The 14,469-nt window shown below is 29.2% G+C and carries 13 protein-coding genes; 12 read left to right on the top strand and 1 reads right to left on the bottom strand.

Features of this window, described 5'->3' with window-relative positions:
- The first annotated feature begins 654 nt into the window (after positions 1-654).
- The 8 genes from KI230_RS09285 to KI230_RS09250 all read left to right on the top strand — a co-directional run bounded on the left by KI230_RS09285 (position 655) and on the right by KI230_RS09250 (position 9,178).
- Positions 655-798 carry a gallidermin/nisin family lantibiotic gene (locus KI230_RS09285; RefSeq protein ID WP_000432510.1) on the top strand — a complete coding sequence of 48 codons (144 nt, stop codon included), beginning with the start codon at positions 655-657 and terminating at the stop codon, positions 796-798.
- Between the two features lie 64 nt (positions 799-862).
- Entirely contained in the window at positions 863-3,856 is a 2,994-nt protein-coding gene (locus tag KI230_RS09280) for a lantibiotic dehydratase (protein ID WP_045176870.1), read from the top strand.
- Complete coding sequence (locus KI230_RS09275; protein WP_000566596.1) at positions 3,849-5,093, top strand: lanthionine synthetase C family protein; 1,245 nt, start codon at positions 3,849-3,851, stop codon at positions 5,091-5,093. The genes KI230_RS09280 and KI230_RS09275 overlap by 8 nt, the downstream gene beginning before the upstream one ends.
- A 15-nt stretch (positions 5,094-5,108) precedes the next feature.
- Entirely contained in the window at positions 5,109-5,627 is a 519-nt protein-coding gene (locus KI230_RS09270) for a flavoprotein (RefSeq protein ID WP_000504439.1), read from the top strand.
- 9 nt (positions 5,628-5,636) lie between these two features.
- The gene (locus KI230_RS09265) at positions 5,637-7,010 is read left to right on the top strand and encodes a S8 family peptidase (RefSeq protein WP_000691541.1); all 1,374 of its coding nucleotides are present in this window, start codon (positions 5,637-5,639) and stop codon (positions 7,008-7,010) included.
- A 22-nt stretch (positions 7,011-7,032) separates the two neighbouring features.
- The gene (locus KI230_RS09260; protein WP_001096791.1) at positions 7,033-7,725 is read left to right on the top strand and encodes a lantibiotic protection ABC transporter ATP-binding subunit; all 693 of its coding nucleotides are present in this window, start codon (positions 7,033-7,035) and stop codon (positions 7,723-7,725) included.
- Positions 7,722-8,483, top strand: coding sequence for a lantibiotic immunity ABC transporter MutE/EpiE family permease subunit (locus KI230_RS09255; RefSeq protein WP_000581552.1), 762 nt, complete (start codon positions 7,722-7,724; stop codon positions 8,481-8,483). The genes KI230_RS09260 and KI230_RS09255 overlap by 4 nt, the downstream gene beginning before the upstream one ends.
- A complete protein-coding gene (locus KI230_RS09250) occupies positions 8,480-9,178 on the top strand; it encodes a BsaG family lantibiotic immunity ABC transporter permease subunit (protein WP_072384919.1) in 699 nt (232 codons plus the stop codon). Before KI230_RS09255 ends, KI230_RS09250 begins: the two co-directional genes overlap by 4 nt.
- Positions 9,179-9,651: 473 nt before the next feature.
- Here the strand turns inward: KI230_RS09250 and KI230_RS09245 are convergent, their stop codons facing one another.
- Positions 9,652-10,218, bottom strand: coding sequence for a DUF4888 domain-containing protein (locus KI230_RS09245; protein ID WP_001092763.1), 567 nt, complete (start codon positions 10,216-10,218; stop codon positions 9,652-9,654).
- Between the two features lie 963 nt (positions 10,219-11,181).
- Here KI230_RS09245 and splA point away from each other — a divergent pair.
- From splA to splE, 4 genes are all read left to right on the top strand, one after another.
- A complete protein-coding gene (gene splA / locus KI230_RS09240; protein WP_001039435.1) occupies positions 11,182-11,889 on the top strand; it encodes a serine protease SplA in 708 nt (235 codons plus the stop codon).
- 124 nt (positions 11,890-12,013) lie between these two features.
- A complete protein-coding gene (splB, locus tag KI230_RS09235) occupies positions 12,014-12,736 on the top strand; it encodes a serine protease SplB (RefSeq protein WP_001039444.1) in 723 nt (240 codons plus the stop codon).
- 57 nt (positions 12,737-12,793) lie between these two features.
- Positions 12,794-13,513 carry a serine protease SplC gene (splC, locus tag KI230_RS09230; protein ID WP_001038865.1) on the top strand — a complete coding sequence of 240 codons (720 nt, stop codon included), beginning with the start codon at positions 12,794-12,796 and terminating at the stop codon, positions 13,511-13,513.
- 120 nt (positions 13,514-13,633) lie between these two features.
- Positions 13,634-14,350, top strand: a complete 717-nt coding sequence (gene splE, locus KI230_RS09225; protein WP_001038759.1) for a serine protease SplE — start codon at positions 13,634-13,636, stop codon at positions 14,348-14,350.
- Positions 14,351-14,469: the final 119 nt, after the last annotated feature.

The raw sequence follows: 14,469 nt of genomic DNA, 5'->3' as shown, positions 1-14,469 counted from the left end.
GAAAAATAGAGAAATGGTGTTTAATAGAAGTGATAAAAAGGTCGTATTTGTGATTTTGAATAGGATATTGCATCATTCAAACGTAGTTAAAATCACAGACAATTCGTATAGCTTAATAGGTTATTCATCTAAGAAGGAAAATACTTTGCAGATAATTTTGTCAATTGCAATACAATCAACTAAGTACATTTTTAAATTGACATTTACAAAATGCTTTTTAAAAAGACAAACAAGTTATTGAAATATTTATATCCTCACCATTAAAGTAACTTCATATATTTATTTTTTAAATATGTTTAAATAAATCAAAAACAAATTAATATCAACAAAGTAATCTCACTCAATCCCTCAATAATATCAATTAAATTAGTGACTTAATTATCATAAGTATTTATATAAACAAATTGATTCATCTGTTAAAAAATTCATCAGTAAATTTAAATTTCTATACTTAGATGCAAAATGATTAGTGAAAATAAATAGTAATAAAAAACCACAAAAATCTAATAATCAAAATAGTATTACTAAATAAATAAGTGTTTACAAAAAATTCACAAAATAAAATTATATAATTTATTGATTTGTTGTATAAAAAGGGATAATATGACAATTGAAGTGGGCCTTAACTTCAACTTTTAATAGGAGGTATTATCTATGGAAAATGTTCTTGATTTAGACGTACAAGTAAAAGCGAAAAACGACACTTCTGATTCAGCGGGTGACGAACGTATTACTAGTTTCATTGGTTGTACTCCTGGTTGTGGTAAGACTGGTAGTTTTAATAGCTTCTGCTGTTAAGATTACAGCAAATAGAGCCTGAAAGGGCTCTATTTGTCTATCCAAATATGTGAGGTGCTTACAAATGAACACAATTTACGAACCGTCAAGTATTTGTATGATTAGAACACCTTTATTATCAGTTGAGTTTTTCAATTTATTTTTAAATACTGAACAAATTAAATATAGCGACTTACAATTAAATGCTCAGATGAAAGAATCAATCCTAACAACAACATTTAACTTATATCGTACTTTACAAGAAATAAATTTTGATGGCGATAACAAGAAGGTTAGAGATGCTAAAGAAAGTTTATTAAAATATTTAATTAGAATGTCAACACGTCCAACGCCATTTGGATTATTAAGTGGTATTAATATAGGGCATTTTGTAAATGAACCCACACGTCTTAAAGTTGGAAATAGTATTCAAAAATATGTGAAAGTCGATGGTGAATGGTTGTATAAACTGATTAGCTATATTGAGAGTAATGATGAATATTATCAAAATTTGAAAGTTATTTGGAATAGTAAAGCACACATTATCAATGATCGAATATATTTAAATGAACAAAGTGCTATTTATTTGAATAACAATAAAGACACATCTTTTTCCATTAAAAATAGTGAATTACTCGTATTTATCAAAACCACTGTGACGAATAATAATATTACTTTTTCAAATCTAGCTGAAAAGATAAATCAAGAATTTGAAATTCATGATATTTCTAAAGTAAAAGCATATATTCATAATCTTGTCTCGAAGGAAATTATATATTCAACAATCAGACCACCGTTATCAAATAATGATAATTTAAATTATATTTTAAATAAACTTTCTTTACATAATGATGATTTTGTGAAAAGAATTAGAGAAATCCAGAAATTGATATTAGCTTATGAAAAAACAGAAATTGGATTTGGTGAGAAATTATATAAAGACATTGTTCAGCATATGAAGGCGTTATTCAAATGTAAAAATTATCTTCAAATTGATACCAAAATTGACATGATTAACAATCAATTACACCAAGATATAGCAACAAATATATCTGAAGCAGCGTACTTATTGTGGCTTTTATCAAGAAATAATATTGGATTCAGAGATTTGAAAGTTCTTCACAACCGTTTTATTGAAAAGTATGGATTTGAACAACTTGTTAATGTTAAAGATTTACTTTCGGATATAACAGGATTTGGACCATCGATTTATAATGAAGTTAAAGGCGACGAAAATAATATTGTAATGCTTAAGCAAAAATTTTTGCATGCCTTGAGAAATAACGATGAGATAGTCATAAATGAAAAAGATGTAGAGTCATTGATTAACGATAACACGATAAATAATTATCATGCGCCAATGAGTGCAGATGTTTATGCTGAACTTTATTTAGGACGTTTTTACAATCAGTACAATGAGCTCATTGTTATTAGTCCTTTAACGGCGTCTTTTAATGCTGGCGCTACATTTGGGCGATTTCATCATTTAATTGATACTGAAACTTTAGCAAAATTAGAACATGAAAAAGGACATTATTATCAGAAGATGATATGTGATGACAATGTAGAAATGATTTCTATAAATAACATACCGAAATATCCGAGAAATCATAATGTATTAACTAATCATGACTCATACGAATATTCATTGAATTTAGGAAGTAGTAATAGTTATTCAAAGTATGAGCTTACCTTAGATGATATTTATGTTGGTGCTACCTTTAACAAATTATATTTATATTCTAGCCAACTAAATAAAAGGGTACTATTTGAATCAAACAATATGTATAACTTTTTAAAAGAATGTAATTTATATCGATTGTTACGAGAAATTTCAATGGAATCTGTGAAATGCATTGAACCTATGAATGATGTGAGTATTGATTCATTTAGTTATTCACCACGAATCAGATATAAAAATGTCATTCTTAAACCAGCATATTGGAAAATTAACGAGATGGTATTACCTTTACCTAAAAATGAAGAATGGGATCAACAATTTTTGAAATATCAAGAACAATTCAATATACCTAATATCGTGAATTTAGTTTATGGAGATAACAAGCTTCTACTAAATTTATCATTAGCTAATCATAGATATTTATTGATGAAAGAATATAAGAAGCATAAACGTGTACGTTTAGTAGAATCATTTTTACCTCAATCAAAGAATGATCATGTGTATGAAATTGTTACACCAATTTATAAAAAATCATCTTATCGAGGACCCGAAATCGAAATTCCAAAATATAAAAATACAGATATTGAATATGACAAAGACTGGTTTGCATTACATATTCATATCGATAAGCCATCGCAAGATACATTTATCATCGACAATTTGTATCCATTTGTAAAACATCTTAAAGATAAGGGAGATATAGATCAATATTTTTTAATGCGTTATATCAAACAAGGTGACATTTTAAAGTTGAGGTTATTCAGGAATGACGAAAATTACGCAGAAATATACAGCATCTTGAAGAATTGGTTACCACATGTTCGACAAACGACAGAAGTTTCAGATTATGAATTTGTATCATACGAGCCAGAATTTTTTAGATATGGTGGAAAGAACACGATTAATGAAATAGAAGCCTTCTTTGAATATGACACGAATTTAGCTGTCAATATTATTGAAAATGATTTTAAGTTTGATCGACCATATATTGTTGCTATTTCAATAATGTATTTATTTGAGATGTTTTCAATTTCTAATGAAGAGCGTATGGAAATTGTTAATAACTATGTACCTACATCATTTAAAAGTAAAGATATTAGACCTTTTAAAAATGAACTTGTAACTATATGTAATCCTGCTAATAATTTTGAATATATGGCTAAACACTATAGTGGTATTTATCGAATTTTAAAAGATGGCAACCAAATTTTGAGCAAATTAAATGAAGGGCTTAAAAAAACTTTAACTACTAAAAGGTCAAGGATTATTGGCAGCTTAATTCATATGCGCTGCAATCGAATATTTGGCATTGATAAGGATCAAGAAACATTTGTTTTATCTATTGTAAAAGAAATTGTTAAAACTCAAAAGCATTGGTGTGGTGACAAAAATGATTGATATGAATCTAATATTGAAGAAGAAGTTTCAAGAGATTTCAGAAGTAGATGATTTCATTTCAAAAGCATCTACTGAAACCGATTATTTTGAACCTTCAACTTTATCACATGGTATACCAGGTATCATTTTGTTTTTAGATGCTTATCAAAAAGTTTTCGATATTAATACTGAGCAAATTGTGCATAAGTACATCATGAAATTAGCACCATATTTACAGAGTGGTCAATATAACAATTCTTTGTTTGGTGGACTTTCAGGTATTGCATTTTCAATGGATTTAGCATCGCAAAATGGCAAAAATTATCAAAATATTTTAAATAATATTGATGGTCACATTGTAAATGAAATAGAAAATAAATTTGATCAAATATTACAAGAACCATTAAATCCATTAAATTATGATACTGTCAGTGGATTAGCTGGGATAGGAAGATATTTGCTAAATAGAGTAGATGAGAATGAATTTAATGTTAAAGCATTAAAAAGCATATTAGTATACTTTAAAGATATTCAATATTCTAAAAATAGCTGGGTAGTCCCACAAGAAAGTCAATTTTTAGAGTCTGATAAAAATTATTTTACTGAAGGTAATATCAATCTTGGCCTTGCACATGGAGTGCTAGGACCGATGTCTTTATTTGCATTATGCGTGATTAAAGGAATTACGATTGAAAATCATCAGCACATATTAAAAGACATGTACAAATTTATCATGGACGAAAAATTTTGTAACCACGAAAGATGGTTGCAGCGTTACGATTTAATTTCTGAACGTAATCATTTCAATTTTATTCGGAATGGTTGGTGTTATGGCAATACGGGTGTAATGACGACGTTGTTTTTAATCGGCCAAGCATTACAAGATGATGAAATAATTAAAATGTCTAAAAAAGTGATGCTACAAGTAGTAAATGATAAAGATGAAAATTTAATAAGTCCAACTATTTGTCATGGATTGTCATCACAAATATTAATGTTAACAATTATGAATTTGAATTTTGAATTAAATGAAGTGTCTGATTATATCACTGTATTAATAAATAAACTGATTTCTCATTATAAGGAAGATTATCTGGTGAATTTTATAGACATTAATGAAAATAAGCAAGATGTATTTAAAAGTAGGAAAGTTGGCCTTTTAGAAGGTGAATTAGGGGTCTATCTAACATTGATGACACTGAAAAATACAAAAATTCTCAATGAAAAAAATTGGACCAATGCGTTTTTAATTAGCTGAATGGAGGCGTATATCATGGGAGAAAATGTATTGATTTGTTTGTGTGGCTCAGTTAATAGTATCAATATTAGCCACTATATTATTGAATTAAAATCAAAATTTGATGAAGTAAATGTAATCGCGTCAACAAACGGTAGAAAGTTTATTAATGGTGAAATATTAAAGCAATTTTGCGATAACTATTATGACGAATTTGAAGACCCTTTTTTAAATCATGTAGATATAGCAAATAAACATGACAAGATTATTATTTTACCTGCGACTTCTAATACGATTAATAAAATTGCAAATGGTATATGTGACAATTTATTATTAACTATTTGTCATACAGCTTTTGAAAAACTTTCTATATTTCCAAATATGAATTTACGAATGTGGGAAAATCCAGTTACTCAAAATAATATTCGATTATTAAAAGATTATGGTGTATCAATATATCCAGCAAATATTTCAGAAAGTTATGAATTAGCGTCAAAAACATTTAAAAAGAATGTTGTCGCACCTGAACCATATAAAGTTCTGGAATTCATTTGAGATTAGAATATGAAAATCATAAAGCGCGCTATTATTAGTTTAATAATATTGAGTCTTTTAATATCTATTACAATGAGTAATGCATCAGCGTCAGAAGAACTATATTACAGTGTTGAATACAAAAATACAGCAACATTTAACAAGTTAGTTAAAAAGAAGTCCTTAAACGTTGTCTATAATATACCGGAATTACATGTGGCACAGATTAAAATGACGAAAATGCATGCTAATGCTTTAGCAAACTATAAAAATGATATTAAATATATCAATGCCACATGTTCAACTTGTATTACTAGCGAGAAAACAATAGACAGAACATCAAATGAGTCATTATTTTCAAGACAATGGGATATGAATAAAATAACCAATAATGGTGCATCGTATGATGATTTGCCAAAACATGCTAACACCAAAATAGCAATCATAGATACAGGTGTGATGAAAAACCATGACGATTTGAAAAATAATTTCTCGACTGATTCTAAAAATTTAGTACCTTTAAACGGTTTTAGAGGTACTGAACCGGAGGAAACAGGTGATGTTCACGATGTCAATGATAGGAAAGGACATGGCACGATGGTGTCGGGTCAAACGAGTGCTAATGGTAAGTTAATAGGTGTTGCACCGAATAACAAATTTACAATGTATCGCGTGTTTGGTAGTAAAAAAACAGAACTGCTTTGGGTATCAAAAGCGATTGTTCAAGCTGCAAATGATGGAAATCAAGTCATTAATATTAGTGTTGGTAGTTATATTATTTTGGACAAAAATGACCATCAAACATTTAGAAAAGATGAAAAAGTAGAATACGATGCGTTACAGAAAGCAATCAATTACGCCAAGAAGAAAAAATCTATCGTTGTTGCTGCAGCTGGTAATGATGGTATTGATGTCAATGACAAACAGAAACTAAAATTACAGCGTGAATATCAAGGTAATGGCGAAGTGAAAGATGTTCCTGCATCTATGGACAATGTCGTTACAGTAGGATCTACAGATCAAAAGAGTAATCTATCTGAGTTTTCCAATTTTGGTATGAATTATACAGATATTGCTGCGCCCGGAGGATCATTTGCTTATTTAAATCAATTCGGTGTGGATAAATGGATGAATGAAGGGTATATGCATAAGGAGAACATTTTAACTACTGCCAATAACGGAAGATATATTTATCAAGCTGGAACTTCATTAGCCACACCTAAAGTTTCGGGAGCACTAGCTTTAATCATTGATAAATATCATCTTGAAAAACATCCAGATAAAGCGATTGAATTGTTATATCAGCATGGGACATCTAAGAATAATAAACCATTTAGTAGATATGGGCATGGTGAGCTTGATGTGTATAAAGCATTAAATGTAGCAAATCAAAAAGCAAGTTAATAAATCAAAGGAGTTTTTGATTATGGCAAAATTAGTTACTGAAAACATTTCGAAGCGGTTTAAAAATCAAGATGTATTAAAGCATATTAATATCACTTTAGAAAATAACGAAGTTTATGGATTACTTGGTATTAATGGAGCCGGTAAAACGACACTTATGAAAATTATATGTGGCATACTTCAACAAGATTCAGGGGAAATTAAATTAGATAATAGACCAATGACACGAAATGATTTGCACAAAGTTGGTTCGCTTATTGAAACACCTGCGACATATAATCATTTAAGTGCACAAGATAATTTGAAAATTGTGTGTTTAAATGAAAGCGTTGATTTCAGCGAAATTAATAGTGTTTTAAGCTTAGTCAATTTAAATGTCGATAAAAAGAAAAAGGTTAAGGACTTTTCTTTAGGTATGAAACAAAGACTTGGAATTGCAATGGCATTAATTAAAAAGCCAGAAATTTTAGTATTAGACGAACCATCTAATGGTTTAGACCCATATGGAATCCAAGAACTTAGAGAACTTCTAAAATTATTAACAGAACAAGGTACTAGTATTATTATTTCAAGTCACATTTTATCTGAAATCCAAGTTTTAGCAGATCATATCGGTATTATTCATGAGGGTGAGCTAAAATATCAGCAAAGAAATAACAAAGATGAAAACTTAGAAGAGATATTCTTCAAAATAACGAAAGGAGATTACAAATGATACATTTAAAGATAGAAGGTATCAAATTTAAAAATTCTTTCAGTATGTATGTTTTATTAATAAGTCCGCTGGTATTTCTTTGTTTTGCTATTTTCACAGTCTTATTCGCCAAAAGTAATACGGGAACAGCGAATAGTGTGTCACCATATATAACTTTACTATTTAATATTTGGCCAATTGCTTTCATCCCGATTGTATTATGTATGGCTTGTAATTCGTTATTTAAAATTGAAATGAGAAATAAATCATTTAATTATTACTTAAGTAATAATTGGTCGATTACAAAAGAAATAAGAGCAAAGATTTTCATTTTATCAATAGCATTTTTGGTACATTGCTTTTTAGTATTTATTATTGCTTATATAGGTGACCTAATTATTAATCCACATCCGGTTAATGCTATGTTGTTATTGGTGACAATATTGTTGATGTATGTAGTATCTCTACCATTGATACCGCTCAACTTTTTATTAACTCGATACTTTGGTGTGTTCGTATCAATATTAATAAACTTAGTATTATCAGTCATTTGTGTCTTGTTTTTAACATTGAAGAGTTTATTTTGGGTGTTGCCGTGGGGGATAATGCAGAGAATCCCGCTTATTACGCTTGGTATACTACCTAATGGTTTAGTTGTAAACCATAATTCAAAATACTTTAATGATCTCAATGCCTTATATATTTCGATTATTGTTAGCATCATTATTTTCGCGATAGTAACATTTTTAAATAATAAGAAAAGTTGGCGATTAAAATGATAATTAACGAATTAAAGTCATGTAAGTTGAAATTTTCTAAGCAAGCGCTCACATTTGTACCCATTATTGTAACCATATTGTTTATATTATTTATAAATTGGTATTTAAACGTAAATTTATGGAATGGTCGACAAATAAGTTTGTTTACAGCGAGTTTTAATGCAATTACATCGCTATTAATTTCTATAAACGTCTATCAAGTTATCAATTTTGAAGAAAATATTGGTCACTTTAATCATATTTTAGGAAAAGCTAATAGGCTAAATTGGTTAAATGCATCAATGATTTTTACTTATACTATTACAGCCATATGTATTCTATTAGCATCAATTAATTTATTGTGGCATTCACATGATATGAAAATAACACTTATGTTTATAGGCGTATCATTGTTTTTCAATGTAATTATATTACTGCTACTTTTTATTTTTAGTATTTTCATTAAAGATGTAATGGCTATTGTTGTCGGAGTTTTAATGTTTATTTTTAACGTTTATTTTGGATTAGAAGTGCTTGGAGATCATTCGTGGTTCTATTTACCAATAACATATGCTACGCGTTATGTATATATGTATATTGAAGGAAATATACCAGTGATGATGACAATGGTAATCTATATTATTATCACGTTGTTATTGGTAGTTTTACTCTTTAAAGGATTCAATAAATGGAGCGGTAGAACAATTAAAGATTAAAGATTGGGGCTCTAACGGTAAAAGAAATTTAGTTGCGTTGAAAAGGGAGGAAAGAGAACAGTTAAATATGAATACAAAATAATTTTGTTTTCGGACAGCAGGGGTATTAGACGCGATTGACAATGTCTGTTTAATTAAACGTAATGTTTATTTAAGCGATGAATATTAGGTGAAAAGTTTTTGAATTTGAATGTAATTGAGGTTTATTGATTAGACATTTTATTGAATTGCGTGTTATTATATAAATGTAAAAATAAGACGACATGCGCGAACATGTCGTCTAAGCAAGCCAAACGCTGGCTTCTAAAATATTTTTTTAACCATTCCAACTTGCCAAAGTTAATGCGGAATGGTTTTTTTATTTTCCGCTAATTGAAATAAAAATGACGTTTTAATATATTATGGGCTAGGTGGTTTGTAAGAAAGGGTTAGTTATTAATGTTTTATGAATTAAGGAAATTTGAGTTTAAGGTTTAATCAATTGTGATTTTGTTGATGAAGCGTTTAGTTAGAGTATTTTCGCCACCACTAGTTACTCCTTCTCCCACTTTACCCGAGACTGGAGAAGAGCTATCTGAAGAATAAATAGATACTTTTTGGCCATTTTGTAGTAAACCAAGACCTTTTAACTTCTCGGTTAGAGAATTCCATGTATTTTTAGCATCTAGCTTTTTGTTAAAGTCATCGTAGACATTTTCCTTAGTTAAATCAATTTGTTTTAATCCTTTAAAGTCTATAGATTGTGTTAGATGGCCTCCATCATCATTTCCAGGAGCAGAAACGCTGCTAGAATATCCATTGCTTAATAAATAAGTAACGTTGATTGTTTCGTACTCGTTACTTAAAATAATATCAGAATCATGTAATGAATCTTTAACTTTTTTCCATAATTGACCATCTGTCATTTTTTCTTCTGCTTTAGCCGTTTTAACAACTTTATTTGTATCTAATCCTAAGTATGAAGAATGTAAGCCTGTTCCTAATGTTGTTAATACTAAAGCACTTGCTACTAATGTTTTACCTAAAAATTTTGTATTCATTTTTATTGCTCCTTTTTTTATATTGTAAACGTTTACAATGAAAATATAATAATAATTTTTTAAAAGAACAATTAACTAAATATCAAAAATGTATTAACTATCTATTAACTAAAAAATAGAATAATTTTTTAACATAGTTTTGTTGTTTTGAATTATAAAAACTAAAGTAAAAATGTTGGATGTGAAAGATTGTTGATGAGAATTTTGAGATGTAGATAAATATCAAACTAGTCTATAGGTAAAAATTTATAATTAATTTGAAAAGAATGTCTCAAATAATGTTTGAATTAGCAGGTGTAATACTAAGTAATGTTAAGTAAACATTTTATACTTTATCAGAACAAAAAAGACATGCATCAACATGTCAGTGAAACTAATCCATATTATCTTAACAACGAAATTGAATCGAACCTGAAAAACGTATTTACAAATCGCAACTACTCTATCCAAGGCAAAATCGCAAAATCTGATCCCCGAAATAACATATCTCGAAAAAAATTCCATAATTCAATCATCTTCAATATTTAACAATACATTACTAGTTCCAAATATACTCATACATACATGTTTCATTGATTGACTGCATATTGTCATAAATAATAGGGGAACTAATCGCTAATAATGTTGTTAAACACAATACATAGTAAAGTGAAAGATTATAAATACATGAATTGTTCACCATTCCGCCATATATTTTCAATCACCTAATTTCCGAATAAATATTACAATTTTAATTCAATAATTAATATTTAAGACCAAAATAATCCTAAAAAGTCAATTTTAATTGCGTGATATTGAGTTTTAAGCATATTTAAATAAATGAGTCAATTCATGTAAAATAATTTAATTAAACGTTAATAAGTGGTTAATTAATATTTAATTAATATTTTTATTTAAAATGTATATAGTAAATGTGTATATAGATACATTAACTATAAAAATAAATTTGGAAGGAGGTAAAATATGAATAAAAATGTAATGGTTAAAGGTTTAACTGCTTTAACTATTTTAACATCTCTTGGTTTTGCTGAAAATATTTCTAATCAGCCTCATTCAATTGCCAAAGCAGAAAAGAATGTCAAAGAAATTACCGATGCAACTAAGGAACCATACAATTCAGTGGTAGCATTTGTGGGTGGTACTGGTGTAGTTGTTGGTAAAAATACAATCGTAACTAACAAACATATCGCTAAAAGTAATGATATTTTTAAAAATAGAGTATCAGCACATCATTCGAGTAAAGGTAAAGGCGGAGGAAACTACGACGTTAAAGACATTGTAGAATATCCCGGAAAAGAAGACCTTGCGATAGTTCATGTTCATGAAACAAGTACAGAAGGTTTGAATTTTAATAAGAACGTTAGTTATACAAAATTTGCAGACGGAGCAAAAGTGAAAGATAGAATTTCTGTTATTGGTTATCCAAAGGGTGCACAAACAAAATATAAAATGTTTGAATCGACAGGAACGATTAACCATATCAGTGGAACGTTTATGGAATTTGATGCGTATGCACAACCAGGTAATTCAGGATCTCCTGTATTGAATTCTAAACATGAACTGATTGGTATTTTATATGCAGGTAGTGGAAAAGATGAATCTGAAAAGAATTTCGGTGTTTATTTCACACCACAATTAAAAGAATTTATTCAAAATAATATTGAAAAATAAGTATCATCAATTCATTCGTGAAGTTGATTTTTTAAAGAGTGATTAAGAAAACGGTTACATAATTAACTAAATATACTGAATTATGTATCTAGATATCAAAATAATTAAAAAAGAGGAACTTAAAATGAACAAAAACGTAGTCATCAAGAGTTTAGCAGCATTAACAATTTTAACATCTGTAACAGGTATTGGAATAACATTGGTTGAGGAAGTACAACAAACTGCCAAAGCAGAAAATAATGTCACAAAAGTTAAAGATACAAATATTTTTCCATATACTGGTGTAGTTGCTTTTAAAAGTGCAACTGGATTTGTAGTTGGAAAGAATACTATTTTAACAAATAAACATGTGTCGAAAAATTACAAAGTGGGCGATAGAATTACTGCACATCCAAATAGTGATAAAGGTAATGGTGGTATTTATTCGATTAAAAAGATTATTAATTATCCAGGTAAAGAAGATGTATCAGTCATTCAAGTTGAAGAGCGTGCAATAGAACGTGGACCAAAAGGCTTTAATTTTAATGATAATGTAACGCCATTCAAATATGCGGCAGGGGCTAAAGCTGGTGAGCGAATTAAAGTGATTGGTTATCCACACCCATACAAAAATAAATATGTTTTATATGAGTCAACTGGCCCTGTGATGTCAGTAGAAGGTAGCAGTATTGTATATTCAGCGCATACTGAAAGCGGAAACTCTGGATCACCTGTATTAAACAGCAACAACGAATTAGTTGGTATTCATTTTGCTTCTGATGTAAAAAATGATGATAACAGAAATGCTTATGGCGTCTACTTTACACCAGAAATTAAAAAATTCATTGCAGAAAACATAGATAAATAAACAAATTGACTTTAAACGAGCGTTGCAACATATCTCGAATTGTAAAGGAGCTTGAAAATGAATAAAAATATAGTCATTAAAAGCATGGCAGCATTAGCCATTCTAACCTCAGTAACTGGAATAAATGCTGCAGTCGTTGAAGAGACACAACAAATAGCAAATGCAGAGAAGAATGTTACGCAAGTTAAAGATACAAATATTTTTCCATATAATGGCGTCGTTTCATTTAAAGATGCGACAGGTTTTGTAATTGGAAAAAATACAATTATCACCAATAAACATGTATCAAAAGATTATAAAGTTGGCGATAGAATTACTGCCCATCCAGACGGTGACAAAGGAAATGGTGGTATATATAAAATTAAAAGCATTTCTGATTATCCGGGTGATGAAGACATCTCTGTCATGAATATTGAAGAACAAGCAGTTGAACGTGGACCAAAAGGCTTTAATTTTAATGAAAATGTCCAAGCATTAAATTTTGCGAAAGATGCTAAAGTTGATGACAAAATTAAAGTTATTGGTTACCCATTACCTGCTCAAAATAGTTTTAAACAGTTTGAATCTACAGGAACTATAAAAAGAATCAAAGACAATATTTTAAATTTTGATGCATACATTGAACCCGGGAATTCAGGATCACCAGTTCTAAATTCTAACAATGAGGTCATAGGTGTGGTGTATGGCGGTATTGGAAAAATTGGTTCTGAATATAATGGTGCCGTATACTTTACGCCTCAAATCAAAGATTTTATTCAAAAGCACATTGAACAATAAACAAATTTAAATATACACCATGAGCATGTGTTCAATAATTTTAATGAAAAACATCAGTCGAATATAACATAAAAAAACGTCTATATCAAAAGCATCATGAATAAACAGAGGAGCACAAAAATGAATAAAAATATAATCATCAAAAGTATTGCAGCATTGACGATTTTAACATCAGTGACTGGCGTCGGCACAACAGTGGTTGAGGGTATTCAACAAACGGCTAAAGCTGAACATAATGTGAAACTAATCAAAAATACTAATGTAGCACCATACAATGGTGTCGTTTCGATAGGATCTGGAACAGGTTTCATTGTCGGTAAAAATACAATTGTTACCAACAAGCATGTCGTTGCAGGTATGGAAATTGGTGCACATATTATAGCGCATCCCAATGGTGAATATAATAATGGCGGATTTTATAAAGTTAAAAAAATTGTCCGTTATTCAGGTCAAGAAGATATTGCCATTCTACATGTGGAAGATAAAGCTGTTCATCCAAAAAACAGGAATTTTAAAGATTACACAGGCATTTTAAAAATAGCATCAGAAGCTAAAGAAAATGAACGCATTTCAATTGTTGGCTATCCAGAACCATATATAAATAAATTTCAAATGTATGAGTCAACAGGAAAAGTGCTGTCAGTTAAAGGCAACATGATTATTACTGATGCTTTCGTAGAACCAGGCAACTCAGGTTCAGCTGTATTTAACAGTAAATACGAAGTTGTAGGTGTTCACTTTGGTGGAAACGGCCCTGGAAATAAAAGTACAAAAGGATATGGTGTTTATTTCTCTCCTGAAATTAAGAAATTCATTGCAGATAACACAGATAAATAAATCCTTACATAGATAAATGATTTTAAAAATTAACAACAAACTCAACAATTCAAATCATCTCTGTGATTCCATTTATTCGAAATGATTAAAAAAAATAAAACTTCAAAAAGCTAACATTA

It is taken from the genome of Staphylococcus sp. MZ3 (genome assembly GCF_018622755.1).
GTDB classification, from domain to species: Bacteria; Bacillota; Bacilli; order Staphylococcales; family Staphylococcaceae; genus Staphylococcus; species Staphylococcus aureus.
Note: the sequence above shows the minus strand (reverse complement) of the source record. Positions and strands in the feature narration are given on the sequence as shown.